We start from the raw sequence: 24,287 nt of genomic DNA, 5'->3' as shown, positions 1-24,287 counted from the left end.
AACAGGCTAACAGCCGGGCCCGCCCGGCTCCGCCGGACTCAGCACTCGATCACGTTGACGGCGAGGCCGCCCCGCGCCGTCTCCTTGTACTTGATCTTCATGTCGGCGCCCGTCTCGCGCATCGTCTTGATCACCTTGTCCAACGAGACGGCGTGCACGCCGTCACCGCGCAGCGCCAGCCGCGCGGCGGTGATCGCCTTGATGCCGGCCACCGCGTTCCGCTCGATGCAGGGGATCTGCACGAGGCCGCCGACGGGGTCGCAGGTCAGGCCGAGGTTGTGCTCCATACCGATCTCGGCCGCGTTCTCCACCTGCGCGGGGGTGCCGCCCAGCGCCTCGGCCAGCCCGGCGGCGGCCATCGAGCAGGCCGAGCCGACCTCGCCCTGACAGCCCACCTCCGCCCCGGAGATCGAGGCGTTCTCCTTGAACAGCACGCCGATCGCGCCGGCCGCCAGCAGGAACCGGACCACGCCCTCGTCCGACGCCCCGGGCACGAACCGGGTGTAGTAGTGCAGCACCGCCGGGATGATGCCGGCCGCGCCGTTCGTCGGCGCGGTGACCACCCGGCCGCCGGCCGCGTTCTCCTCGTTGACCGCGAGCGCGAACAGTGTCACCCAGTCCATCGCCCGCAGCGGGTCGGCGGTGCCGTCCGCCTCCAGGCTGCGCCGCAGCTCCGCCGCGCGCCGCCGGACCTTCAACCCGCCGGGGAGTACGCCGTCGCGCTCGCAGCCCCGCTCGACGCACTCCCGCATCACCCGCCAGATGCCCAGCAGTCCGGCCCGCACGTCCGCCTCGCCACGCCAGGACCGCTCGTTGGCGAGCATCACCTGGCTGATCGACAGCCCGTTGCCGGTGGTCACCGCCAGCAGCTCGGCGCCGGTGAGGAACGGGTACCGGACGCGGGTGTCGTCGGGCTTGATCCGGTCCGCCCCGGCCGCCGCCTCGTCGACCACGAACCCGCCGCCGACGGAGTAGTAGGTACGCGCCCGCAGCTCCGCGCCCGTCTCGTCGTACGCGGCGAAGGTCATCCCGTTCGGGTGGTACGGCAGCGAGCGCCGCCGGTGCAGCACCAGGTCCCGGTTCGGGTCGAAGTCGACCTCGTGGGCGCCGAGCAGGCTCAGCCGCCGGTCGGCGCGTACCCGGGCGACCCGGGCCTCGACGGAGTCGGTGTCGACCGTCTCCGGCGCCTCCCCCTCCAGCCCGAGCAGCACCGCGCGGTCGCTGCCGTGGCCATGGCCCGTGGCGCCGAGCGACCCGAACAGCTCCGCCTGCACCCGTACGGCCGAGGAGAGCAGCCCGTCGGCCTTGAGCCCCGCGACGAAGGTCCGCGCGGCCCGCATCGGGCCCACGGTGTGCGAGCTGGACGGCCCGATGCCCACGCTGAAGAGGTCGAAAACGCTGATCATCCTGCACTTCCTCGCCGTCGTGCCCGGGTGCGGGCCCGGCCCGGTCGCGGCCGCCCGGTCGGGGCGCCCGTCCCACCGCCGCCCGGATGCGGGCAGCCGACCGGCGAGCCTACCCGCCCCGACCCGTGGTCGCCCGGCCTGACCAGCCCATTCTCCCTCCCCCGCCAGGATGCCGACACCCGACCGACCGCGGTGTGGAACTGCCCGCACAGACAGGGCAGGGACGTCGCCGGGGCGGGCGGTACACCTCACCACCGCCGCTATGGAGCTGCCCGCATGGATGGGGCAGCGGTGACGGCCGGACCGGACCCGCGCGCAGCCCACAGCGGCCACGGCCGGGCCTCCGCTCAGCGCGGCAGTGAGGCGGCGGGTGGGCTCGTCGGCAGCGGTAGCACGGACGGGGCAGCTCCACAGCGTCCGCACCGCAGAAGCTCCGGCCCCGCCGCCGGACCCCGCCGGCCGCGAGCAAGGGCCGATCAGCCGGCGGGGTATGCACCTACGGGTCGGCGTACCCGAAATCCCCCTCAGGACGGAGGGCGGACTGGTGGGGCGTTTCTACCGTTGGTGGCAGAAGCGGCGGAACGCCGCAGAGTGGGAGTACGACGATGAGTCGCAAACTGGTCCGGCCCCGCGAGGGGCGCATGCTCGCCGGCGTCTGCGTCGGCCTGGCCCGTCGGTTCAACACCTCCGCCAACCTGGTCCGGCTGCTGTTCCTGCTGTCGCTGCTGCTGCCGGGCACCCAGGTGATCGTCTACCTGGTTCTGTGGGTGCTGATGCCCAACGAGGACCGGCACCCCGCCGCCCGCTACTGATCCCCGACCGGAAGCGCCCGCCCCGGACGGCCGGGGCGGGCGCTTCGCGTCAGTGGCATCACGCCCGGGACGTCAGGGCGCGGTGTAGGTGACGGTCACCTTCTCGTAGCCGAGGGAACGCAGCAGGCCCTCCAGCATCTTGCGGGTGTTCTCCTCGGCGCGGGCGCCCAGCCCGCTGTCCCGGGCGGCGGCGGAGATCCGCTCCTCGGCCATCCGGTACACCTGCTGCTGCCGGTTCGGGTCGCCCTTGACCAGGTCGGTGATGCGGTTGAGCAGCCCCCGCTGCTCCGCGAAGACGTAGCTCTTCTCCATGTCGAGGTTGACCTGGCCGAGCTGCGGCGCCGGCAGCTTGACCTCGACGGACTTGCGATCGGCCGACTCCACCACCGCGCCCTCGGAGATCCTGCCGAAGTCCACGTACGCCTCGACGCTGCCCGCCCCCACGAAGAGGGTGCGCTGGTTGAGCAGGAACTCCGGGATGTTGTTCCGGTCGTTCTGCAGGTCGACGACCACCTGGAAGTTGCCCTCGGCGGCCACGTACCGGCTGAGGTCCTGGATCGACTTCAGCAGCGGCGGCTGGGTCCGGTCGGTCTGCTCCTTGGCGAACGGGTTGCGGAACTGGGGGAAGACCCCGGTGGCCTGCGCACCGAGCAGCACCACCACCGCGAGGGCGGCGGCACCGAGCGCCAGGAGGAGCCCACGGGCCGGCCCGGAGGGCGGCCGGGCAGGCTCGTGGGCGGGCTCCTGGGAACTGCCGTCAGGGGACATAGCGCTCACCATCCTCGATCAGGACACGTCGCCCTGTCGATGACGGTACGTCCCCGGTGCGACAGTCGCGCGCCCAGCCGCCACCCCCGCGCGGAGGCCCTGGTCAGGCGAACGCGGACAGCCCCGTCAGCCGCTGCCCGATCACCAGTTGGTGGATCTCCGAGGTGCCCTCGTAGGTGAGCACGCTCTCCAGGTTGTTCGCGTGCCGCAGCACCGGGTACTCGCCGGAGATCCCGTTCGCGCCGAGGATCGTGCGGCACTGCCGGGCGATGTCCAGCGCCTCCCGGACGTTGTTCAGCTTGCCCACGCTGACCTGCTCGGGGCGCAGCCGTCCCGCGTCGGCGAGCCGGCCCAGCCGCAGCGCCAGCAGGTAGCCCTTCTGCCACTCGACCGCCATGTCGGCGAGCTTGGCCTGGGTGAGCTGGAAGCCGGCCAGCGGCCGGCCGAACTGGGTGCGCGTGGTCGCGTACGCCAGGGTGGTCTCCAGGCAGTCGCGGGCCGCGCCGAGCGCGCCCCAGACGATGCCGTGCCGGGCCTCGGTCAGGCAGCTCAGCGGGGCCTTGAGCCCGACGGCCTCGGGCAGCCGGGCGGCGGCCGGGAGCCGCACCTCGTCGAGCGTGATCTCGCCGGTGGCCGAGGCGCGCAGGGACAGCTTGCGCCGGATCTCGCGCACCGACACCCCGGGCGTGTCCATCGGTACGGCGAAGCCGCGCACGCCCTCGTCCGCGCGGGCCCAGATCACGGCGACGTCCGCGACCGGCGCGTTGGTGATCCACATCTTGCCGCCGTGCAGCACCCAGTCGTCGCCGTCGCGGCGCGCCCGGGTGGCCATCGAGGCCGGGTCGGAGCCGTGGTCGGGCTCGGTCAGGCCGAAGCAGCCGATCGCCTCGCCGGCAGCCAGCGCCGGCAGCCAGCGCTGCTTCTGCTCCTCGCTGCCGTAGCGCCAGATGGCGTACATGGCCAGCGAGCCCTGCACCGAGACCAGCGAGCGGACGCCCGAGTCGGCGGCCTCCAGCTCCAGGCAGGCCAGCCCGTACGCGACGGCCGAGGAGCCGGCGCAGCCGTACCCGGTCAGGTGCATGCCGAGCAGGCCGAGCTTGCCGAACTCCCGGGCCAGCTCGCGGGCCGGCACCCGGCCCTCCTCGTACCAGTCGGCGACGTGCGGGCGGACCCGGTCGGCGACGAGCTGGCGCGCGACGTCCCGGATCTGCCGCTCCTCGTCGTCGAGGAGGGAGTCCAGGTCCAGCAGGTCGAGAGGCGTCATGCCGTCACCTTAACGAAGGCTCAGGACCGGTCACTCGTGCTGGCCGGCGAGCACCAGCACCCGGGCGTGGATCTGGTTGCGCTGCTGGAGGGCGGCGCGCAGCGCGCGGTGCAGCCCGTCCTCCAGGTACAGCCCGCCGTTCCACTGCACCACGTGCGGGAACAGGTCGCCGTAGAACGTGGAGTCCTCGGCGAGGAGCTTGTCCAGCGCCAACTCGCGCTTCGTGGTGATCAACTGATCCAGCCGCAGCGGGCGCGGCGGGATCTCGGCCCACTGCTTGAGCGTCAGATTGTGCTCCGGGTAGGGACGCCCGTCCCGGACCGCTCTGAAGATCACGACGGCAGCTCCCCTCCCCTGATCGGTGACGGTGCCAGCGTAGCCGCCCCCGCCACACCGCCTCAGCTCCACCGGCCCCGGTGGACCACCTCGTCGAGCGTGCGGCGCCCCCGCCGCAGCGACGGCGACCGGTGGTCCGGCGCCCGGTAGCCGACGGTGACCGCGCCGATCGGCTCGTACTCCGCCGGCACCCCGAACGCCTCCCGGTACGCCCCGGTGCGCTGCGGGGGGATGCCGAAGAAGCAGGCGCCCAGCCCCTCGTCCACGGCGGTGAGCAGCATGAGCAGGGCGGCGAACCCCGTGTCGATGTGCCAGTACGGCACCGGCCAACGCTCCGTCGACCGGTCCGTCCAGCCCTTGTCCGGCTCGGCGTACCGGTCCAGGTACGCCGACCGGTTCGAGTGCGGGACGACGATCAGCGGCGCCCGGCGCATCCCGGCCAGCCAGCGGTCCCGCCCGCCGCCGTCCGGCGTGGCCGCCGCCCAGAACCGCTCCCGGTCGTCCGGCTCCTCCAGCACCAGGAACCCCCAGCCCTGGGCGAACCCGGCCGACGGGGCCCGGACCGCGTGGTCGAGCAGGCGCTCCACCACGTCCGGCGGGACCGGGCGGTCCGGGTCGTAGTTGCGGACCATCCGGCGACGCCGGACCACCTCGGCGAACTCCATGCCGCGCTCCCCGTCTCCGGGCTCAGGCGCCGGGCCGGATGCCCCAGGCACCCCGCCAGGTCTGCCCGGGCTCCAGCGTGATCACGTCCCGGCCGGAGCGGAACGCGTCCGGCGGGCAGGTCATCGGCTCGACGGCCACGGAGCGGCGGTGCCGCTCGCCGTCGAGGGTGTCGCCGGTGAAGACCTGCCACCAGCCGAACGCCGGGTCGGCCCAGACCCGTACGGCCGCCGAGTCGTCCGGGGCGGTCAGGGTGACCGACGAACCGCCGTCGGCGTCGCGGATCACGTCGCCGAACGCGGTGTCGAGCACTGCGGGGCCGATGCGCCGCGGCGTGGTGTAGTCGCACTCGGTGCCGGCGACCGGCGCGATCCCGATCGGGAGCAGCCGGCCGTCCACCAGCACCCGGCTCCGGCCCGGCACGCGCAGGCGGAGGTCGTCGACCGCCACCCCGGGCAGGCGCAGGTACGGGTGCGTGGACCAGCCGAACGGGCACGGCTCGGGGCCGACGTTGGTGGCCTCCGGCTCGACGCGCAGGCCGCCGGGCCCCACGCTCCACCGGGTGAGCAGCCGCAGCGCCCAGGGGTAGCCGGGGTGCGGCGGCAGGTCGTACCCGACGGTGACGGAGTCGTCGGACCGCTCGACGAGGCGCCACGGCACCCAGTTGACCAGGCCGTGGATGGCGTTGTGCCGGGTCGGCTCGGTCAGGGTGAGCCGCAACGGGCGGCCCCCGAACTCGTACGCCCCGTCCCGGATCCGGTTCGGCCAGGGCGCCAGCACCTGCCCGGCCCCGCCGGGGCACAGCTCGTCGACGCCGTACCCGTCGAGGTAGTCGACGCCGTCGTGCCGGTAGGCCCGCAGGCCGCCCCCCACCTCGACGATCACGGCCTCGTGGCCGGCGGCGGCGATGCTCCACTGTTCACCTGACGGCGGACGGGTCGCGGCGTTCTCCATGCCCGGGACCCTATCGGCACGCTCACGCCTCGTCCCCGCCGGACGCGACGGCGGACCGGTAGCGCGCCAGCGCGGGGAAGACCGCCACCAGCAGCACCGCCAGCACCGCGGCGGCGAGCCCGCCGCTGATCCAGGCGGCACCGGCGCCGAACCCGGCGGCCACCGCGCCGGCCCGCAGGTCCCCGAGGCGGGGGCCGCCGGCGATGACCACGGTGTTGACGCCCTGCAGCCGGCCCCGCATCCGGTCCGGCGCGTACACCAGCAGCATCGTCTGCCGGACGACCGCGCTGACCAGGTCGGCCGCGCCGGCCACGGCGAGCAGCCCGACCACCAGCCAGAGCTGGTGGGCCAGCCCGGCCACCGCCACGGCCACGCCCCAGCCCACGACGGCGAGGACCAGCACCAGCCCCTGCCGACGGATCCGGCCGATCCAGCCGGAGGTGAGCCCGCCGAGCATCGCACCGATCGAGATCGCCGCGTACAGCCAGCCGACGGCGGCGCCGCCGCCGAACCGCTGCTCGGCCGTCTCGGGGAAGAGCGCCCGGGGCATCGCCAGCACCATCGCGATGAGGTCGATGGCGAAGGAGAGCAGCAGCACCGGCGTGGTGGCCAGGTAGCGGAGGCCGTCGGCGATGCTGGCCAGCCCGGCCCGGCGGGGCGCGGCGGCGCCGTCCGCGTCGGGTTCCGGAGGCATCGCGGGCAGCCGGAAGGTGGCCCAGAGCGAGACGGTGAACAGCAGCGCGTCCACCGCGTACGCCACGGGCAGCCCCACGTCCGGGTGCCAGAACGTGAAGATCAGGCCCGCGGCCAGCGGCCCGAACACCGAGGCCGCGGTGAAGGTGGTGAAGTTCAGCGTGCTCGCCGCCGACAGCAGCTCGGCGGGGACCAGCCGGGGCAGGATCGCGTTGCGGGCGGGCGAGGTGATCGCGAAGGCCGTGGACTGCACCGCCACCAGGGTCAGCAGCAGTACCGGGCTGCCCACCCGGAGCAGCGCCTGCGCCAGCAGCGCCAGCGTCGACGCCCAGAGCAGCGTCCCGGCGGCGAGCAGCACCCGGCGGCGGTCCCGGACGTCGGCGACGGCCCCGCCCCACAGCCCGAAGACCAGCAGGGGCAGGAAGCCGGCCACACCGATCAGCCCGACCCAGAACGAGCCGCCGGTCAGCGCGTACATCTCCACGGGCACGGCGACGGCGGTGAACTGGAAGCCGAACATGGCCACGCCGTTGCCGAGCCACACCCGCCGGTACGCGGGCACGCCGAGCGGGCGCAGGTCGATCGCCCAGCGGCGCGCCGCGCGCGGCCGGGCCTCCTTGACAGCGGTCACGGCGCCAACCGCTCCACGGCCCAGTGGCCGTCGTCGGCCGTGCCGCCCGCGTCGGCCGTGCGGCGGAACCGGAGCCGGTCGTGCAGCCGGTTGGGCCGGCCCTGCCAGAACTCGACGGACTCCGGCCGCACCCGCAGCCCGCCCCAGTGCGCCGGGGCGGGAATCGGCTCGGCGTCGCCGAACCGCTCGGCCGCCGCCCGGTAGCTCGCCTCCAGCGCGGCCCGGTCGGGGATCACCCGGGACTGGGCGCTGGCCCAGGCGCCGAGCTGCGAGCCGCGCGGCCGGCTGGCGAAGTACGACTCGGTCTCGGACCGGTCGACCGGTTCGATCCGGCCGGCGACCACCACCTGCCGGTGCATGGCGAACCAGGGGAAGACCAGGCTGGCGTACGGGTTGGCCAGCGCCTCGACGCCCTTGCGGGAGCCGTGGTTGGTGAAGAAGACGAAGCCCTGCCGGTCGTACGCCTTCAGCAGGACGGTGCGGCCGCTGGGCCGGCCCGCGGCGTCGGCGGTGCCGACCACCATCGCGTTCGGCTCGGGCAGGCCGAGGGCCACCGCGTCGGCGAACCAGCGGGCGAACTGGGCGTGCCAGTCGGCCGCGAGGTCCGCCTCGGAAAGGCCCAGCTCGTCCGCGTACTCGTTACGCATGCCGCCCCGCTGGGGTGTGTCACCCGTCACAGTCGTTCTCCCCCTCGCCGGGCCGCGCGCGCCCCCGGCGCTGGCCAGCCCGTACGCCCCAGTCTCACCCTGTGCGGCCGAATGTCCACCGGCGGGGATGTCGCGTGCAGCACAGTCGCGGTGGGTCGCGCGGTTGGTTACTCGCCAGGCAAGATGTCACGAACACAACCCTGAGGATCGCCTAAGGCGCTCGGCCGACGGGGCCGGAGGCCCCGGGCGGGCGCACCCGAGCTGAGCCAGGAGAGAGCGATGGCCGACTTCAAACCCGGACTGGAGGGCGTCGTAGCCTTCGAGACCGAGATCGCCGAACCGGACAAGGAGGGTGGCGCGCTGCGCTATCGCGGCGTCGACATCGAGGATCTGATCGGCCAGGTCTCGTTCGGCAACGTCTGGGCCCTGCTGGTCGACGGCCGGTTCGGCCCGGGCCTGCCGCCGGCCGAGCCGTTCCCGGTCCCGGTGCACTCCGGCGACATCCGCGTCGACGTGCAGTCCGCGGTCGCCATGCTCGCCCCGTACTGGGGGCTCGACCAGCTGCTGGACATCTCCGACGAGCAGGCCCGCGAGGATCTGGCCCGGGTCTCGGTGACCGCGCTGTCCTTCGTCGCCCAGTCCGCCCGCGGCCTGGGCCTGCCGGCCGTTCCACAGAAGGAGATCGACAAGGCGGAGACGATCGTCGAGCGCTTCATGAAGCGCTGGCGCGGCGAGCCCGACCCCCGGCACGTCAAGGCCGTCGACGCGTACTTCATCTCCGCGGCCGAGCACGGCCTGAACGCCTCCACCTTCACCGCCCGCATCGTCGCCTCCACCGGCGCGGACGCGGCGGCCTGCATCTCCTCCGGCATCGGGGCGCTGTCGGGCCCGCTGCACGGCGGCGCCCCCTCCCGGGTGCTCAGCATGCTGGAGGCCGTCGAGCGCAGCGGCGACGCCGAGGGCTACGTCAAGGGCGTCCTCGACCGGGGCGAGCGGCTGATGGGCTTCGGCCACCGGGTCTACCGGGCCGAGGACCCGCGCGCCCGGGTGCTGCGGCGCACCGCCAAGGAGCTGGGCGCGCCGCGCTTCGAGGTCGCCGAGGCGCTGGAGAAGTCGGCCCTGGCCGAGCTCCAGGCCCGCCGCCCCGACCGGGTGCTCGCCACCAACGTCGAGTTCTGGTCGGCCGTGGTGCTGGACTTCGCCGAGGTGCCGGCGCACATGTTCACCTCGATGTTCACCTGCGCCCGGATGGGCGGCTGGAGCGCGCACATCCTGGAGCAGAAGAAGCTCCAGCGGCTGGTCCGCCCGTCGGCCCGGTACGTCGGCCACAGCCCGCGCAAGCCGCAGCAGGTCGAGGGCTGGGACGCCATCCCCCACGGCGTCTGAGGTGTGCGGAAGGTCGCGGGGCTCCACCGGACGGTGGGGCCCCGCGCCTGTTGGGGCGGGTGTGTCGCACGCCTCAGGGCCAGCGGTGGGACCGTCGGGTGTCCGGACCGCCACGGGTGCGAGGATGGGGCTCGGGCCCCCCTCGCGCACCCGGAAGGATCTCGACAATCGTGGCTGACGCACCGACCATCCGGATTCCCGACGACATCAAGCCCGCCGACGGGCGGTTCGGCTGCGGGCCGTCCAAGGTCCGTCCTGCGGCCGTCTCCGCCCTCGCCGACGTGGCGACGAGCTACCTGGGCACCTCACATCGGCAGAAGACCGTGCGCGACCAGGTCGCCCGGCTGCGGCGCGGCATCGCCGAGTTCTACTCCCTCCCCGAGGGCTACGAGGTGGTCCTCGGCAACGGCGGCACGACGGCCTTCTGGGAGGTCGCGGCGTTCGGGCTGATCCGTGACCGGGCCCAGTTCGCCAGCTTCGGCGAGTTCGGCGCGAAGTTCGCGAAGGCCGTCAAGGAGGCGCCGTTCCTGGGCGAGCCGACCGTCCGCAAGTCCGAGCCGGGCAGCGCCCCGGCGCTGGTCGCCGAGGCCGGGGTGGACGCGTACGCCATCCCGCAGAACGAGACCTCCACCGGCGTGGCCGTGCCGGTCAACCGGGTGGCCGGCGCCGACCCGGGCTCGCTGCTGTTGGTCGACGCCACCTCGGCCGCCGGCGGCCTCGCGGTCGACGTGGCCGAGACCGACGTCTACTACTTCGCCCCGCAGAAGTGCTTCGCCTCCGACGGCGGGCTCTGGCTGGCCCTCATGTCGCCGGCCGCGCTGGAGCGGGCCGCCGAGATCAAGGCGTCGGGTCGCTACATCCCGGCGTTCCTCGACCTGGTCACCGCGATCGACAACTCGCGGCTGGAGCAGACGTACAACACCCCGGCGTTGGCCACCATCTTCCTGGCCGCGGAGCAGACGGACTGGATGAACGCCCAGGGCGGCTCGGCCTGGGCGGCCAAGCGCACCGCCGAGAGCGCCGGCATCGTGTACGGCTGGGCGGAGCGCTCGGCCGTCGCCACGCCGTTCGTCACCGACCCGGAGCTGCGGTCCAACGTGGTCGCCACCATCGACTTCGCCGACGGGGTGGACGCCTCGGCGATCGCGAAGGCCCTGCGGGCCAACGGGATCGTCGACACCGAGCCGTACCGGAAGCTGGGCCGCAACCAGCTGCGGATCGCGCTCTACCCGGCGGTCGAGCCGGCCGACGTCGAGGCGCTGACCGCGTCGATCGACTACGTGGTCGAGCGGCTCTAGACGCCGTCACGGTGGGTGGCCACGGTAGCACCCGCGACCACCCACTGTGACCGTACGCCCAGGTCATCCGCGACATGCGGGTGTCGGATCCCCCACCTGATTACGGATGGGCGTACCGTGGTCCTTCAGACGCCCGGGTGGCTGACTCGTGGCGTGCGGCCAGCGAAGCGGGACGGAGGCAGACTGATGCGCCCAGTACGCTTCGTCGCCCTCTCCGAGGACGGCCAGGCCCTGGTGCTCACGGACGAGGTCGGGCGCCTTCTCGCCCTGCCGATCGACGAGCGCGTCGCCGGCGCGCTGCACGCCGAGCCGGGCGCGACTCCGCTCGCCGTCGTGGCGCCGACCGCCGGCCTGGTGCCGTCACTGTCCCCCCGGGACATCCAGGCCCGAATCCGCGCCGGCGAGTCCGCCGAGGACGTGGCCCGCATCGCGGGCGTACCGGTCGACCGGGTGCTGCGCTACGCCGGCCCGGTCCTGCAGGAGCGGGCGATGCTGGCCCAGCACGCCCGCCGTACCCGGCTCAAGGGCGCGGAGAAGCCGACCCCGCTGGCCGAGGTGGTCAACGGCCGGCTGGCCCAGCACGGGATCGACACGGAGAAGATCTCCTGGGACGCGTACCGCCGCGAGGACGGCACCTGGCGGATCATCGCCACCTGGCCGTCGGGCAAGGCCACGGCCCAGGCGATCTGGGATCTGGACAAGACCCGGCAGCACGTCACGCCGCACGACGACATGGCGCAGTACCTGTGCGCCGAGCGTCCGACGCCCATCCTCGGCCAGGAGCCGGCGCCGGAGCGGGGCGGCCACGCGCTGCCCGGTCCGTCGCGCACCGAGCCGAGCCGGGGCGGGCACGGCCTGCCCGCCGCGGCCGGCGAGCCCGGCCGCCCGGGCCGGGACCCGATCCGGGCGGGGCGGGACGCCCTGCTGGCCTCGCTCGACCGGCCGCTCGGCGGCACGTCGGGGCGCGGCCTGGAGCCGCGTACGCCGGCCGCGTTGGCCGGCCCCGAGGCGCCCCGGCAGCGGGCGGTCGCCGGCGGGGCGGCGGCCCTGCTCGGCGGTGGCCAGGGCTCGGCGTTCGACGACGACTCGGACGCGCCGAAGGAGGTCCCGGCCGTGCCGTCGCTGGCCGTGCTCCGGCCCCGGCGCACGGGTGCCGCGGCGGCGGCCGGCGGCGAGTCGACCGACACCTCCGGCAAGCCGCGCAAGCGGTTGCCGAGCTGGGACGACGTCCTCTTCGGCAGCGGCCCGGCGGCCCGCGAGTCCTCCTGACCCGTCGCGGGGCGGCGTGCGCCGCCCCGCGGGCCGGTCAGCCCGGGTGGATCAGGCCCACGCCGGCGGCCTCCCGATTGCGCAGGCTGGAAGAACCCGGGCGCCCACGAAAACGCCACACTGAGGGTGACCGATCTTTTCCCCTCTGTGAGGAGCGCAGCGTGACGCAGACGCACCGACCTCCCCGGCGGGCCCGCACCCCCGTCCCGACCGGAACTTCGGCCTTCGTCAACGGGCACTTCCCCCGACGGCGAGCACTGCTCGTCCTGCTCGGCGTCCTCGGCGGCTTCCTGCTGACGGTGGTCTGGTCAGCGGAGTTCGTGGACCAGACCATCGGCGACAACGTCGCCAACACCCTCCTCGGCCACGACGCCAAGGAGACGCCGATCCAGGGGATCGCGGCCGGCGTCCTGTTCGCCTTCGTCTCGGGGATCGCCGGCACGTTCACGGCCTGCAACATCGCCGCCTTCGGCGCCCTCGCCCCCTTGAGCGGCACCACCGGCAGCAGGTTCGGCAGGCTGGTGCAGCCGCTGAAGCCGCTTGGTTGGATGTCCGTGGGCATGGTCGCCGTGTCAGCCACGTACGGCGCGGTCGTCGGCCTCGTCGGCACGTCGATGCCGCAGTTCTCCACCGCGCCGACCGAGCCCGGCAGCCTGTCGTCGCGGAGCGTCCAGTCCATGGTGGTCTTCGGGGTGATCGGGCTGGTGATGATCTACCTCGGGCTGGCCTCGCTCGGCGTCGTGCCGGACCCCTTCGCCCGGATCGCCCGGCGGCACCCCAACGCGCCCATGGTCTTCATGGGCGCGCTGATCGGCGGCTTCCTGATCGGGCGGCCCTTCCCGCTGTTCCGGGCGATGTTCCGCGACGCCGCGGAGAGCGGCAACCCGCTCTACGGGGCGGCGGCGTTCACCCTCCAGTCCGTCGGCAACATCGTCATCATGGCGGCGCTGTTCCTGCTGCTGGCCTGGCTCGCCGGCACGCGCCTGCAACGGTGGTTCGCCGCCCGGCCGAGCCGCCTGGCGGCCCTGACCGCCGTGGCGTTCATCGTCGCCGGCGCGTTCACGTTCCTCTACTGGGACGTGCGGCTGCTCGCCCGCCGCGAGATCATCCCCTGGTATCCGGTGGCCCCCTGGGCGGGGTGACCCGGCTGGGCCCACCGCCCTAGATCGGCCAGGCGGCCAGCCGGTCGTACGTCGGCCGGGGGCCCTGGTGGCTGCGCATCAGCACCAGCTCGGCGGCCGGCCACTCCGGCCCGAGGTACTCGTGCAGGGCCTCCCGGTCGGCGAGGACGTCCGCCCGGTCGATCCGGTCGCCGGGGCGGGCGATCGTCAGGTGCGGGCGGAACGGCTTCTCGTCGTACGGCAGTCGCCCGCGCCGGAGCCGGAGCCGGACGAGCCGGGCCAGGACCGCCAACGCCTCGATGTCGCCGCGCACGTCCACCCAGAGCACGGTGAACCGGCCCCGCCCGAAGCTCCCGCCGCCGCCCAGCCGCAGCACCGGCGAGCCGTCCCGGCCGCCCCGGAACGTCTCGGCGGCGAGGCCGAGCGCGCTCTCCACGTCGACCAGCCGATCCGTCTCCACCTCGCCGAGGAAGGCGAGCGTGAGGTGCGCGTTCGCCGGGTCGGCCAGCCGTACGTTGATGCCACCCGCCGCGGCCAGGCCGACGCGCAACTCCGCCACCCGCGCGGACAGGTCGTCCACCGCGGGGCGCGGCGGGTAGACCGCGACGAAGAGCCGCACCGTGGGTACGCCGCTCAGCGGTGCCGCTGGCGGCGCGGTGCCCGGGCGGCCGGCAGGGTGAGCCCGGCCGCATCCAGCAGCCCCTCGACCCGCACCCGTTCGATCTCCCGATCGACGCCCTCCAGCTCGCCCAGGTGCTCCGCCAGCCCCAGGCAGCGGCAGGCCGCCCGCAGGTGCCGGTCGTACGCGTCGAGGACGGCCGGGTGCCAGATGACGGCCCGGCCGCCCTGGTTGACCCGGTGACCGCCGAAGCGGCGCAGGTCGGCGGCGATCTGCTGGAGGGAGCGGCGGCCGGGCCGGTCGAACTCGCTGAGGTCGACGTTCCGGGTGAGCGCGTCGGCCTCGACGGCCCGGTCCAGCCGGGCGATGGTACGGCGTTCGCGGCGCCGCTCGCGCCACTCGGCGTACCCGCAGGCGAGCCGGTCGATGATCTCGTCGGCGCAGAAGACCAGCGCGAACAGCACCGGCAGGCTCGCCACACCGGTGATCGCCAGCGCTAGCAGCACCCCGCGGCCCACCTCCACGCATTGACGCTAAGCCCTGGCGTGTCCTCACCGCCACCGTTCCGCGATATTCATGCCGGCTGTTCGCGGAGCAACGGATACGACGTACCACGCAGCATGTACCAGGTGCGAAACATTCGGGCGATCAGACCCGACCCGCACCAGGTTCCACCGCCGACCATCCGGCCGCCTACCGCCACACCGCTTCACGCTCAGCCGCCCCTGCGCTGGCAGACCATCACCATCGGGACACCCCGCACCAACGGCCTATCCCAACCCGCGGGATCACCCGCCGCACTGGGCCGAGCTGGCCCGTCAACGCCTGTCGCTCCCGGCGCGGCGGAAGCATCCACCGACGCCGGGAACGGGCATCGAACGCGATGAACGCGAAAAGCGTATCGACAAGGAAAATTCAGGATGGGGGCGGCAAGTCCGCCCAGTGCCACGGATATCCGAGCAGGAGTGCATTGGGCAAGATGGCGACAAGGTTCCGCCAAGCTCACGCCGCAAGACTACAGCGGTGCGCATTTCCCGGCAGATCCAGAATTCTGGAATGGATTTCCTGATGCGACCCTGAGACCACCAGGACGTTGCCGATCCACGTTGACTGCCGTAACTGGGCACTCCGGAGCAGCGTTGCGACCGCGAGTTCCTAGCCGTCCAAGTTCGGAGAGTGAGCATGCTGGCAGCACGGTCCCTACTAGTTGAGGTCCTCGACACAACTCTGCGCGAAGGGTCATACGTCGTCGATTTCCAACTCGACGAGAAATTTGTCGTCGACCTGCTCAACCGCATGGACGAAACGCCGATCACGAAGATCGAGATCGGACACGGCGTCGGCTTCGAGGCTGAAAGGGCAGGAATCCGCCCCTGCAACATCGATCTCAAGAGATGGTGCGAGATCGCGCGCGCGGAGTTGGCATCCTCCGAATGGGGCATGTTTGCGCAGCCGGAATTCAGTCAACTCTCGACCCTCCGCGACCTGTGCGATCAGGGAATGTCGTTCGTGCGCATCGGCATGCCCGCCGAGCAGGTTCCGGAGAATCTCGACTACATCAAGCGTGCTATCGAGATCTGCGGCCAGGTGTATCTCAACCTGATGAAGTCGAGCGCCACCTCAGTCGATCGTATGCCCAGCCTGCTGGACGGCATTCCTCAGGAAATCGCCGGGTTGTACATCGTTGACTCCTACGGTTCGATGCTTCCGGGCGACATTGGTCGCTATATCGAAGCCGCCAAGCAGTGCTGCTCCGTGGTTGGATTTCACGGCCACGACAACCTCGGCATGGCGAACGCCAACAGTCTGGCCGCGCTCGATTCCGGTGCGGCCATCATCGACGGCACCTTGGCGGGCATCGGCCGAGGCGCCGGCAATGCGGAGACCGAGTCGTTGGCCGGAATCTTGAGCATGGTCGGCGACGACGTCTACTCCTACCAGAAGTTGGCGAAGCTCGCGGAGTTCTCCCGCGGCGGTCTGGATGCGCGGCCGGACAATCGGAACCTCCAGGTCCTCGGCGGCGTGATCGGCGTGCACTCCGGGTTCTTCCCGCTCATCGAGGAGATCTGCGAGGAGTTCTACCTCGACCCGGGATACCTGATGGCGACTGCTGTCGAGTTGGCCGAGCACAGCGTCGGCAAGAACGACATCCGTGCGGCGGCGCAGCTTATCGCACAGCGCGCCGCGATGACCGGGAACAGCCCCATGGCCGACGCGCTTTTCGGAGGCACGCAGTGAGACTCGCCAGATTCCTGACGCCCGACGGCCACCAGGTCTTCGTCAGCCGCGGCGAGAGTTGGGTCTCGCTGTCGGAGGTCGAAGGGTTCGAGACACCGGCCCGGTTCGCGGACCTGCTCGGCTCTTCCCGCAGGGAGGAGCTTGCCCGCCTGGTCGACCGCCTGCCGGCCACCGGGCAGGTCGACATCCGGCTGGACGGGGCCGCGACTGTCATCGACGGCGCCGACATCTGGGGCGCCGGCCTGAACTACTGGGGTCATTCTCGGGATCTGGACGCCGAGCAGCCCGTTTCCGGGCCCGGATCGTATCTGCGGCCAAGTGGCTGCCTCATTGGCAACGGCCAACAGATCGAGCTGCCGACGCAGAGCGGGAGGGTGACCGCCGAGGCCGAGCTGGGCCTGGTCATCGGCAGGGACTGCAAGAACGTGCCGCGCGACTCCTGGCGGTCGGTCGTCGCGGGGGTCACCGCAGTGCTCGACATGACCGCGGAAGACGTCATCCGCGAGAACCCCCGGTACATTCCCTGGGCCAAGGGGTTCGACACGTTCTGCAGCGTGGGTCCGCAGTTGGTGACCCTGGACGAGTTCGACGACGTGAGCCTGAAGTCGATCCGTGTGTCGACCGTCCGTAACGGCGAAGTCGTCGCCACCGCACTCACGTCCGACATGAAGTACGACCTGGGCTACCTGGTCGAGTATTTCACCGCAGGGCGGACCATATCCGCCGGGACTGTCATCTGCACGGGAACTCCGGGCGCCGCCGTCATCCGCTCCGGCGACTCGATCGAAGCCGTCGTCGAAGGCGTGGGCACTCTTTCTCACACCGTGGCTTAAGGGTGGGTACTCGTCCATGAATCACATTTCCGTAGTGTCTGACATCGACAACGCCGTACGCGCCCATCCCGAGTGCGATGCCATCGCGACCGCAAACGGGGTCATCAGCTACCGGCGCTTCGGCGAGCAGGTCAGTGACTTCATCGCACAACTCGAATCGAGTACCGCGCCCGGTGAGTTCATCGGCATCGAGGCTACGCGGACGCCGGGCTCGATCGTCGCCATGGTCGGCGCACTGAAGGCCGGCCGCCCGTTCTTGTTCATCGATCCACGCGACAGCGCGTCGTACTCTGTCAAGATCAATATGCTCGGGATCGCCACGCTGGCCAGGACCCCGGCACGCTCGGACGCGCCGGTGCTCGGCGAGGTGCCGGCCCAGTGGCGGGGTGCCGCGGAAGACCGGATCAGGCCACCCTGGAAGCAACCGTTCGCCGCCTCCGACCGGATCGGCTATGCGATCTACACGTCGGGCTCCACCGGCGAGCCCAAGTGCGTGCTGGTACGCGTCGACCCACTGGGGCGGGTGATCCGCGACCATGCCGAACGCCTGGCACTGGACACGACGTCCCGCACGTTGCAGTTCGCGCGCCTGACCTTCGATGGTTGCATCACCGAGATCCTCTGGACGCTGACCTCCGGCGCGTGCCTTGTGGTCCTGGACGAGGAACACCTCGGTCCGGGGCCGGCGCTACAGAACACGCTGGAGAGGTTCCATGTCACCCACGTGAAGACCACCCCGTTCGCACTGACGGCGACCGCGCCGACCCGAGCCATGAGCTTGCGACACGTGATCAATGGCGGGGGAGCATGCCGCCAGGCGGTGGTCCGGAAGTGGTCGTCGGTCGCGGCGTTCCACAACGCCTACGGGACAACCGAAACCACGATCTGCAACTTCCTCAGCGGCGCGCTGGACCCGGACGACTGTGCCGACTCGGTCCCGCTCGGCGAGTTGGTGGGCGAGGGCGGTTACCAGCTCGCCCCGTTGCCGGAGGCGGCTGAGGCCACACCCATCGGCTCGGCAGGGACCCGCGGGGAACTGGTGATGACTGGCGACTGCGTTGCCTTGGGCTACCTGGCGCCCCATGGCACCCGACTCTTCGTCGGTGACGACGGCGACCGTGTCTATCGAACCGGTGACATCGTCGAACTTCGTGGCGGGCAGATCTTCTACGTCGAACGACTGGATCGGCAGATGAAGGTCCGTGGTTACCGCCTCGATCCCGGCGAGATCGAGAGTGCGGCCTGTCGCCTCAGCGGGGTCGAGGAGGCCGTGGTGACCGCCGAGTCCCACGAAGACGCGGATACGTCCGACGCCGATGCCCTGGTCTGCTACTACCTGGGTGCCGCCACTCCTCGTGATGTCCGCGCGCACCTGGAGCGGGTCCTGGACTCCTACAAGGTCCCCTCGGTGATCCTGCAGATCGAAAGGATGCCCTACACGCGCAACGGCAAGGTCGACCGGAGTGCGCTCCGGGCGAGCCGTCGTCGCGGGGCGCCGGCGGGTCGCGACGACTCCCCCGCGGATCGGGTTCTCGGCGCGGTACGCCGCCTCACCGGAACGGCTGACGTCAGCCTCGACGACAACTTCTTCGAGGTCGGCGGTGACTCGGCCTCCACGGTGCAGCTGGTGGGCACGTTGAAGCAGCTCGGCTGGATGGACGTCGGTGTCCGGGACGTCCTGCGCGCGGAAAACCTGAAGGCGCTCGTCGCCCAACTGCCGGACCAGGGTGTGTGATCACGGTGTGCGGTGTGTGTGGCACGTTCGCCCCGGACGGTCGGCTTGATCGCGGCATCGCCGCCGCCATGCATTCCCGGCTGGTCCACCGCGGGCCTGATGAAACCTATTCACTGAACACCGAGACGATCTGTGCGAAGCTCGGTCGCCTCGGCATGACCGGCCTCGTCGACGGGTGGCAGCCGGCGGAGGACCGCGGTGGCCGTTACGTGGCGATGACGAACGGCGAGGTCTACAACGCGCGGGCGTTGCGGGCGAGGGTGGGCCAGGACCGGCAGCGAAACGGTGTCGATGTGGCGGTGATCCCGGAACTCGTCGCGCAGTACGGCGTTGACGGGCTCGGCCTGGTGGATGGGCAGTTCGCCAGCGTCATCCTCGACCGTGCCGAGAACGCGCTGTATCTGGCCAGGGACCGATTCGGGATCTGCCCGATGTACTACACGGTCGCCGGATCGACGGTTCACTTCTGTTCGGAGATCAAGCCGCTCGTGCTCTGTGTCGCGAACAACTGGAAGCTGAACATCGGTGGCGTCGACCAGTACCTCTCGCTGGGCAACGTCGTCGCCCCGCAGACCCTCGTGGCCGGCGTGGCGGCCGTTCCGCCCGGTTGCGCCGTACGGTTTGGCGCCGGTGAGCCGGAGACCCTGCGCTACTGGCGCTACGGCGAGTTCTGGACCGGCACGGAGCCGGTGTCCGCCGAAGCGCTTCGCGATGGGCTGCGCCAGTCGACCCGCGATCGGCTGAGGGCCGACGTGGAGATCGGCGCGTACCTGAGCGGAGGATTCGACTCGACGGCGATCGTCATGGAGTCGGCCGCGTTGCTCGACCGGCCCGTGCGGACGTACTCCGTGGTGTTCGACGAACGGGAACTGGACGAGGGCCGCTTCCAGACCGAAGTGGCCGAGCTCGTCGGGAGCAAACACGAGCGGATCCGTTGCCGGCAGACCGACATCACATCGAAGTTCGAGCGGATGGTCCGGCATTGCTGCTATCCCCAGCGTGAGACGTACAACGTGGCCGCCATGATGCTGGCCGACGCCGTCCGAGCCGACGGCATCAAGGGGGTCGTCGCCGGGGAGGGCGCGGACGAACTGTTCTTCGGCTACGACTCCTACGCCTTCGACAGCGCGGCAAGGTCCAGCCGCAGTTCCCGAGCCGAGAACGAGCAGGCATGGGGACGGGCAGAGTTCGGCTGGGAGGTCGACTGGCGGCGGGTGGAGCGACGGCGGAACGCGTACCTCACGCCTGAGGCACGCGACGCGGTCGCCGGCAACGAGTTCTGGCGGTCGCGGCTCATCCCGTTCACCGACGAGGAGGTGGAACAGCTCTCGGCGATGCAACTGCGCTCCATCGCCGACGTGTACGTCCAACTGTCCGGCCACCTGCTCGGCGACCACGGCGACTCGATGCTGATGGCCAATTCGATCGAGGGACGATACCCCTTCCTCGGGAACTCGGTCGTCTCACTCGCCCTGCGAACCGAGGACGACGCCAAGGTGGTCGACTTCGAGGGCAAGTCGTGCCTGAGAACGGCCTATCAGGGGATAGTCCCCGAATCGGTTCTGCGGCGCGGCAAGCACGGATTCACCGCGTACGACCTGCGGTCGGGCATGGACGCGCGGACGTGGGCCAGTTGGCGCGACCTGGTCGCCGCCTCGGGCGTCTTCGCCGAGGACTGTCTCGACGCGGACCCGCGGACAACCCAGTCGGAGAAATGGGACTTCCGGCTCAGTGCCATCAGCATCGCCATGGTGATGGATGAACTGGGGCTCCGGCTGTGAACCCCCGGCGAGCTCAGACCGCGGGAGGAAGCGATGCGCCTGTGAGCCTCGACCTCATCGTCTTCCCGGGCGCCGGTTCGTTCGGCGGCGAACTTCGGGCCGTGGTCCGAGAGTTCCAACCCTCGGCGTGGCTGGCTCACTACCCCGGTCGGTTCGGCCGAGATTTCGGCAAGCCGGCCGAGTCGTTCACCGCAGTCGTCAAGTATTGCGTTGCCCAGATCGTCCGCCGGAAGCCGAATCGGCCCGTACTCGTCGGACACAGTTTCGGCGCGTACGTCGCGTACGCGGTGGCGGCGCGGCTGGAGGAAGTCGGGACGGGGGTCGTCTCCCTGGTGGTCGTCGGCGCGACCGCGCCGAGCCTGCTCGCGGTGCCCGAAACGGTCACGCGGAGCCGGTCGGACCTCGCCGTCTACCTGGCGGACCTCGCTCCGGACGCGGATGTCTCCGACGACTGGCGGGATGCCACCCTCGACCTGGCCATGCAGGATCTCCGGCTGCTCAGGGAATTTGTGCCATCGACATACCCGCGACTGCGCTCCCCGATCCGCGCCGCCCGCGGCGACGGGGATCAGCTGGCGACCACGGACGGAATCAGGGCCTGGCGGCCCACCACGTCCGGTGAATTCACCTACCGGGTCTTCGTGGGCGGCCACTCGCACGTTCTGCACGGCTCCGAGTTCATCTCGTGGCTGCGTGAGATCGGCTCGGGGGTGGAAGTCGCCCGAGAGTGACGGGTCCGTTCCGCCCGTTGACGGACACCAGCCCTACCCGGAGCGGGCCCCATCGAGGCGGCCCGACCGGCTGAATTTCGCTGCGGCTGGTCAAAATCGTGAGGCAAGGAGTATCAGATGAGCCCTTCTGTGCTGGACGAATTACGAAAGGCGCTGCCGGAGCAGGATGTGCCGGCGGTCGAGCGCTGCGCCACCACCCTCTACGACGCCCTGCCCCGACAGGACGAGCTGGGAAAGAACCTCGTGATGGTCGCCTACGGCGGCGGCAAGGACAGCGCGTATGCGGTGGCGTTCGTGCGCGCGGTCCACCTGGCGCTCGCGGAGCGATACGGCGAGACCTTCCGGTTACGGATCGCGACCATGCGTCATGGTGGCATGCCGTACCAGGTGATGCTGAACATCGACCGCACCTATCAGGCGCTCGGTCTCTATGACGATCCGAATGTCGAACTGCTGCTGGTGGAGGGCGACCAGGTTCGCCCCTTCGAGCGGGACCGCAGCATGCCGTACCGGCTCCTCGAGTTCAACCGGATCGACATGCTGATGTCCGGCCACCGGGCCTACGGCGACGGGCGGGCCGCGTTCTGCAACGCATGCAACCTCAACGTGGCGAACTCCTTCGGCGTACTGGCCCGGCACGGCGACGGCGTGGACCTGATCATCACGGGGGACTCTCCCCGCGAACAGCGTGACTATGCGCTGTGGATCCGCAAGCTGGCCCGGGACGCCGGCCTGAAGCCCGCCGACGGCGGCGGGAAGGGGTTCAAGGGCACGCTGGAGACGCTCAACGGGCTCGCGCGGGCGTACTTCCAGGAGATCCACGGCACCGACAACGTGGAGCGGATCCAGGAACGCGGGGTGACGGTGGACGTCCCCGCCATGTTGAAGTTCTTCTCGATCTACGACTACACGAGCTACGCCTCGGGGGCGCACTGGCAACTCCTGACGGACTTTCTCGGATTCGTCTTCGACGAGATCGCATTCAACTTCACCGAATCCGACTGCGCGAACCCGGCGCTCATGGCCCACCTACGGGGGCTGCGGACGGAGCGTGCGTACAAGCGGACCTATGACGAGGGGATCGCCCAGTACGTCGACTTCGCGTTGGGCCTGATGGAGCGTAAGCACTTCCCGCAGCACCTGATCGAGCAGATGCGGGATCGCTACGCCACCAGTGCCGGTGTCGAGTCGATGCGTAAGATCGCGGCCCAGTACGCGGAGGACGCGTTCGGGCTGACCACGACGCAGATGATCTGCATGGTGTACTCCCCCTTTGCCGGACGCGCGGCCAACCTGCACGATTTCCTGGCTGGCGAGCATCCGGGGCTGCTGCTGGACGAGGACCGGATCCGCCGACTCCTGGCGGGCGCGGAGGACGGGGAACTGGCCGCCCGCCTGGAACGTATCAGCGGGCTGAGCATCACCGATCTGCGGATCCTCCATGACGGCCCGCTGTGGTCGCCCAGAACGGATATCTCCGCGCAGGCGCCGGTATTCCAGCAGGTCATGTCCACCGACCCGCACCAAAAGGTGATCACCGCGAAGCGCAATCCCGAGGGGGACGAGGTTATCGACCGGGTCGCCGGCCGCTAGAACCGGTTGGTCGGCGACAACCTTGACCACCGTCGACCACGCACAGCGTGAATGTGGTTCATGACGCCGAGGCTGCCCGGTGGGTCCTGTCTCAGGATCTCGGAACCGCCGGGCGAACCTCGGGCCGTCATGTCGGCGCGCTCGGTTAAGCGAGTAGGATGGACGGCCATGGAAAACGAACAGGCCGATGCGCCCGTACGGCACCAGAACAAGATTGTCGTGGTCCTTCGGGACAACCTCGAAAGCTGGCAGGCAGTCAATGTCACGGCATTCTTGGTCAGCGGTCTGCCGCACGCGAATCCGGAAATCCTCGGGGAGGACTACCGCGATGCGGATGGGGTGACCTACCTGCCGATGTTCCGCCAGCCGGTACTGGTGCTCGGTGGGAGCGCGGAGGTGCTCACCACCGTGCACGGCCGCGCGCTGACCCGCGGCATTCCGCTGTCGATCTTTACTGCGGACCTGTTCGCGACCGGTAACGACGTGGACAACCGGGCGGCGGTTCGGGCGGTGGCCACCGCGAAGCTGGACCTGGTGGGGCTGGCCCTCTACGGGCCCAAGAACCAGGTGGACAAGGTGGTCAAGGGCGCGTCGATGTACCGATGACGGCCGAGGCGTCACATCCAGCGGTGACGCCTTCCGTAGCCGCGCCCTGATCGAGTCGAACGGTGCGGGCGCAACCGATCATGGCCGCGCCCGCGTACCTCGAATTCTTCGGGAGATGGGTAATGAACCTCGGTCTTTCGGGGCGTACCGCATTGGTCTGCGCGTCGACCGGTGGCCTCGGTGAGGCGATCGCGCGGACGCTGGCCGAAGAGGGCGCGAACACGGTGATCTGTGGCCGCCGGGCGGGCCGGGCCAAGGAAATCGCCGCAAGTCTTCCCAGTGCCATCGGGGTCGACGTGGATCTCCTCAGCGAAAACGGCCCGGCCGAGCTCGTCTCGGCAACGGTGGACGCTTTCGGCCCACCGGACATTCTCGTGCTCAACGGTCCAGGCCCCCGACCCGCTCCGGCGACAGCCATCGATACCGATGACGTGGACGTCGCGCTCGGGGGGCTGCTGCGCCAGCACATCCGGCTGGTCTCGCAGGCATTGCCGGCCATGCGGGCGGGCGGCTGGGGCCGAATCCTGGCGGTCGGCTCCAGCGGCGTCACCGCTCCACTGCCCAACCTCGCGCTGTCGAACCTCGGGCGAGCCGCGCTCGCCGGTTACCTGAAGACGCTGGCCGCGGAGGTCGCCGCCGACGGCGTGACCGTGAACCTCCTGCTGCCGGGTCGCATCAGGACCGATCGGACCGCCGCGGTCGACGCCGCGAACGCGGAACGCTCGGGCCGTAGCGTCGCCGAGGTCGAGCAAGCGTCTGTCGCGACGATCCCGGCCGGACGCTACGGGCGTCCCGCCGAATTCGCCGCGGCCGCCGCGTTCCTCTGCAGCGGGCCGGCGTCGTACATCACCGGGACGGCTCTGCGCTGCGACGGCGGCCTCGTCCGCAGCCTCTGACGCCGGC

At 71.1% G+C, this 24,287-nt stretch carries 23 protein-coding genes; 13 read left to right on the top strand and 10 right to left on the bottom strand.

Annotation, left to right across the window (positions count from 1 at the left end; genetic code table 11):
• Positions 1–38 precede the first annotated feature (38 nt).
• A complete protein-coding gene (locus tag JD77_RS14850) occupies positions 39–1,406 on the bottom strand; it encodes an L-serine ammonia-lyase (RefSeq protein ID WP_145774927.1) in 1,368 nt (455 codons plus the stop codon).
• Between the two features lie 605 nt (positions 1,407–2,011).
• Here JD77_RS14850 and JD77_RS14845 point away from each other — a divergent pair.
• Entirely contained in the window at positions 2,012–2,218 is a 207-nt protein-coding gene (locus JD77_RS14845) for a PspC domain-containing protein (protein WP_145774926.1), read from the top strand.
• A 72-nt stretch (positions 2,219–2,290) separates the two neighbouring features.
• Here JD77_RS14845 and JD77_RS14840 read toward each other — a convergent pair whose 3' ends face one another.
• The 7 genes from JD77_RS14840 to pdxH all read right to left on the bottom strand — a co-directional run bounded on the left by JD77_RS14840 (position 2,291) and on the right by pdxH (position 8,174).
• Positions 2,291–2,986, bottom strand: coding sequence for a DUF4230 domain-containing protein (locus JD77_RS14840; RefSeq protein ID WP_246140670.1), 696 nt, complete (start codon positions 2,984–2,986; stop codon positions 2,291–2,293).
• Positions 2,987–3,089: 103 nt separating this feature from the next.
• Positions 3,090–4,250: an acyl-CoA dehydrogenase family protein gene (locus JD77_RS14835; protein ID WP_145774924.1), complete on the bottom strand. Its 1,161-nt coding sequence runs from the start codon at positions 4,248–4,250 to the stop codon at positions 3,090–3,092.
• Positions 4,251–4,280: 30 nt separating this feature from the next.
• Positions 4,281–4,586, bottom strand: coding sequence for a type II toxin-antitoxin system VapB family antitoxin (locus JD77_RS14830; protein ID WP_145774923.1), 306 nt, complete (start codon positions 4,584–4,586; stop codon positions 4,281–4,283).
• 62 nt (positions 4,587–4,648) lie between these two features.
• Positions 4,649–5,251: a nitroreductase family protein gene (locus JD77_RS14825; protein WP_145774922.1), complete on the bottom strand. Its 603-nt coding sequence runs from the start codon at positions 5,249–5,251 to the stop codon at positions 4,649–4,651.
• 22 nt (positions 5,252–5,273) lie between these two features.
• Positions 5,274–6,203 carry an aldose 1-epimerase family protein gene (locus JD77_RS14820; RefSeq protein WP_145774921.1) on the bottom strand — a complete coding sequence of 310 codons (930 nt, stop codon included), beginning with the start codon at positions 6,201–6,203 and terminating at the stop codon, positions 5,274–5,276.
• Positions 6,204–6,225: 22 nt separating this feature from the next.
• Positions 6,226–7,527 carry an MFS transporter gene (locus JD77_RS14815; protein ID WP_145774920.1) on the bottom strand — a complete coding sequence of 434 codons (1,302 nt, stop codon included), beginning with the start codon at positions 7,525–7,527 and terminating at the stop codon, positions 6,226–6,228.
• Entirely contained in the window at positions 7,524–8,174 is a 651-nt protein-coding gene (gene pdxH / locus JD77_RS14810) for a pyridoxamine 5'-phosphate oxidase (protein ID WP_145777594.1), read from the bottom strand. The genes JD77_RS14815 and pdxH overlap by 4 nt, the downstream gene beginning before the upstream one ends.
• A 279-nt stretch (positions 8,175–8,453) precedes the next feature.
• Here pdxH and JD77_RS14805 point away from each other — a divergent pair, with 279 nt between their 5' ends.
• The 4 genes from JD77_RS14805 (at position 8,454) to JD77_RS14790 (ending at position 13,269) form a co-directional block, all read left to right on the top strand.
• Positions 8,454–9,560 (top strand): citrate synthase 2, encoded by a 1,107-nt coding sequence (locus JD77_RS14805; RefSeq protein ID WP_145774919.1) that lies wholly within the window; start codon positions 8,454–8,456, stop codon positions 9,558–9,560.
• Between the two features lie 170 nt (positions 9,561–9,730).
• The gene (serC, locus tag JD77_RS14800; RefSeq protein ID WP_145774918.1) at positions 9,731–10,858 is read left to right on the top strand and encodes a phosphoserine transaminase; all 1,128 of its coding nucleotides are present in this window, start codon (positions 9,731–9,733) and stop codon (positions 10,856–10,858) included.
• 186 nt (positions 10,859–11,044) lie between these two features.
• Positions 11,045–12,127, top strand: a complete 1,083-nt coding sequence (sepH, locus tag JD77_RS14795; protein ID WP_145774917.1) for a septation protein SepH — start codon at positions 11,045–11,047, stop codon at positions 12,125–12,127.
• 161 nt (positions 12,128–12,288) lie between these two features.
• Positions 12,289–13,269 carry a hypothetical protein gene (locus tag JD77_RS14790; RefSeq protein WP_145774916.1) on the top strand — a complete coding sequence of 327 codons (981 nt, stop codon included), beginning with the start codon at positions 12,289–12,291 and terminating at the stop codon, positions 13,267–13,269.
• Between the two features lie 19 nt (positions 13,270–13,288).
• On the opposite strand, the gene thpR is transcribed toward JD77_RS14790, so the two are convergent.
• The gene (thpR, locus tag JD77_RS14785; RefSeq protein ID WP_145774915.1) at positions 13,289–13,867 is read right to left on the bottom strand and encodes an RNA 2',3'-cyclic phosphodiesterase; all 579 of its coding nucleotides are present in this window, start codon (positions 13,865–13,867) and stop codon (positions 13,289–13,291) included.
• Positions 13,868–13,881: 14 nt separating this feature from the next.
• On the bottom strand, positions 13,882–14,391 hold the full coding sequence (locus tag JD77_RS14780; protein ID WP_145774914.1) for a hypothetical protein: 510 nt from the start codon (positions 14,389–14,391) through the stop codon (positions 13,882–13,884).
• A 658-nt stretch (positions 14,392–15,049) separates the two neighbouring features.
• Here JD77_RS14780 and JD77_RS14775 point away from each other — a divergent pair.
• From JD77_RS14775 to JD77_RS14740, 8 genes are all read left to right on the top strand, one after another.
• Positions 15,050–16,105 (top strand): beta/alpha barrel domain-containing protein, encoded by a 1,056-nt coding sequence (locus JD77_RS14775; RefSeq protein ID WP_145777593.1) that lies wholly within the window; start codon positions 15,050–15,052, stop codon positions 16,103–16,105.
• Entirely contained in the window at positions 16,102–16,938 is an 837-nt protein-coding gene (locus JD77_RS14770) for a fumarylacetoacetate hydrolase family protein (protein WP_211372569.1), read from the top strand. The genes JD77_RS14775 and JD77_RS14770 overlap by 4 nt, the downstream gene beginning before the upstream one ends.
• A 34-nt stretch (positions 16,939–16,972) precedes the next feature.
• The gene (locus JD77_RS14765; RefSeq protein ID WP_211372568.1) at positions 16,973–18,673 is read left to right on the top strand and encodes a non-ribosomal peptide synthetase; all 1,701 of its coding nucleotides are present in this window, start codon (positions 16,973–16,975) and stop codon (positions 18,671–18,673) included.
• A 14-nt stretch (positions 18,674–18,687) separates the two neighbouring features.
• A complete protein-coding gene (gene asnB / locus JD77_RS14760; protein ID WP_211372567.1) occupies positions 18,688–20,454 on the top strand; it encodes an asparagine synthase (glutamine-hydrolyzing) in 1,767 nt (588 codons plus the stop codon).
• Positions 20,455–20,495: 41 nt separating this feature from the next.
• Complete coding sequence (locus JD77_RS14755; RefSeq protein WP_170286446.1) at positions 20,496–21,185, top strand: thioesterase II family protein; 690 nt, start codon at positions 20,496–20,498, stop codon at positions 21,183–21,185.
• 117 nt (positions 21,186–21,302) lie between these two features.
• On the top strand, positions 21,303–22,778 hold the full coding sequence (locus JD77_RS14750) for a PqqD family protein (RefSeq protein WP_145774911.1): 1,476 nt from the start codon (positions 21,303–21,305) through the stop codon (positions 22,776–22,778).
• 168 nt (positions 22,779–22,946) lie between these two features.
• On the top strand, positions 22,947–23,384 hold the full coding sequence (locus JD77_RS14745) for a DUF2000 domain-containing protein (protein ID WP_145774910.1): 438 nt from the start codon (positions 22,947–22,949) through the stop codon (positions 23,382–23,384).
• A 62-nt stretch (positions 23,385–23,446) separates the two neighbouring features.
• Complete coding sequence (locus JD77_RS14740; protein ID WP_211372566.1) at positions 23,447–24,280, top strand: SDR family oxidoreductase; 834 nt, start codon at positions 23,447–23,449, stop codon at positions 24,278–24,280.
• Positions 24,281–24,287 lie beyond the last annotated feature (7 nt).

The sequence above is a fragment of the Micromonospora olivasterospora genome (assembly GCF_007830265.1).
Lineage (GTDB): Bacteria > Actinomycetota > Actinomycetes > Mycobacteriales > Micromonosporaceae > Micromonospora > Micromonospora olivasterospora.
The sequence above is the reverse complement of the archived record's forward strand: the minus strand, read 5'-3'. Positions and strand labels throughout refer to the sequence as shown.

What these genes read in the sequence shown, in the direction of transcription:
- JD77_RS14750 (WP_145774911.1), top strand. Translation starts at nt 21,303, where the DNA reads ATGAGCCCTTCTGTGCTGGACGAATTACGAAAGGCGCTGCCGGAGCAG.
- JD77_RS14745 (WP_145774910.1), top strand. Translation starts at nt 22,947, where the DNA reads ATGGAAAACGAACAGGCCGATGCGCCCGTACGGCACCAGAACAAGATT.
- JD77_RS14835 (WP_145774924.1), bottom strand. Translation starts at nt 4,250, where the DNA reads ATGACGCCTCTCGACCTGCTGGACCTGGACTCCCTCCTCGACGACGAG.
- JD77_RS14825 (WP_145774922.1), bottom strand. Translation starts at nt 5,251, where the DNA reads ATGGAGTTCGCCGAGGTGGTCCGGCGTCGCCGGATGGTCCGCAACTAC.
- JD77_RS14775 (WP_145777593.1), top strand. Translation starts at nt 15,050, where the DNA reads ATGCTGGCAGCACGGTCCCTACTAGTTGAGGTCCTCGACACAACTCTG.
- JD77_RS14820 (WP_145774921.1), bottom strand. Translation starts at nt 6,203, where the DNA reads ATGGAGAACGCCGCGACCCGTCCGCCGTCAGGTGAACAGTGGAGCATC.
- pdxH (WP_145777594.1), bottom strand. Translation starts at nt 8,174, where the DNA reads ATGCGTAACGAGTACGCGGACGAGCTGGGCCTTTCCGAGGCGGACCTC.
- JD77_RS14840 (WP_246140670.1), bottom strand. Translation starts at nt 2,986, where the DNA reads ATGTCCCCTGACGGCAGTTCCCAGGAGCCCGCCCACGAGCCTGCCCGG.
- sepH (WP_145774917.1), top strand. Translation starts at nt 11,045, where the DNA reads ATGCGCCCAGTACGCTTCGTCGCCCTCTCCGAGGACGGCCAGGCCCTG.
- JD77_RS14850 (WP_145774927.1), bottom strand. Translation starts at nt 1,406, where the DNA reads ATGATCAGCGTTTTCGACCTCTTCAGCGTGGGCATCGGGCCGTCCAGC.
- JD77_RS14845 (WP_145774926.1), top strand. Translation starts at nt 2,012, where the DNA reads ATGAGTCGCAAACTGGTCCGGCCCCGCGAGGGGCGCATGCTCGCCGGC.
- JD77_RS14805 (WP_145774919.1), top strand. Translation starts at nt 8,454, where the DNA reads ATGGCCGACTTCAAACCCGGACTGGAGGGCGTCGTAGCCTTCGAGACC.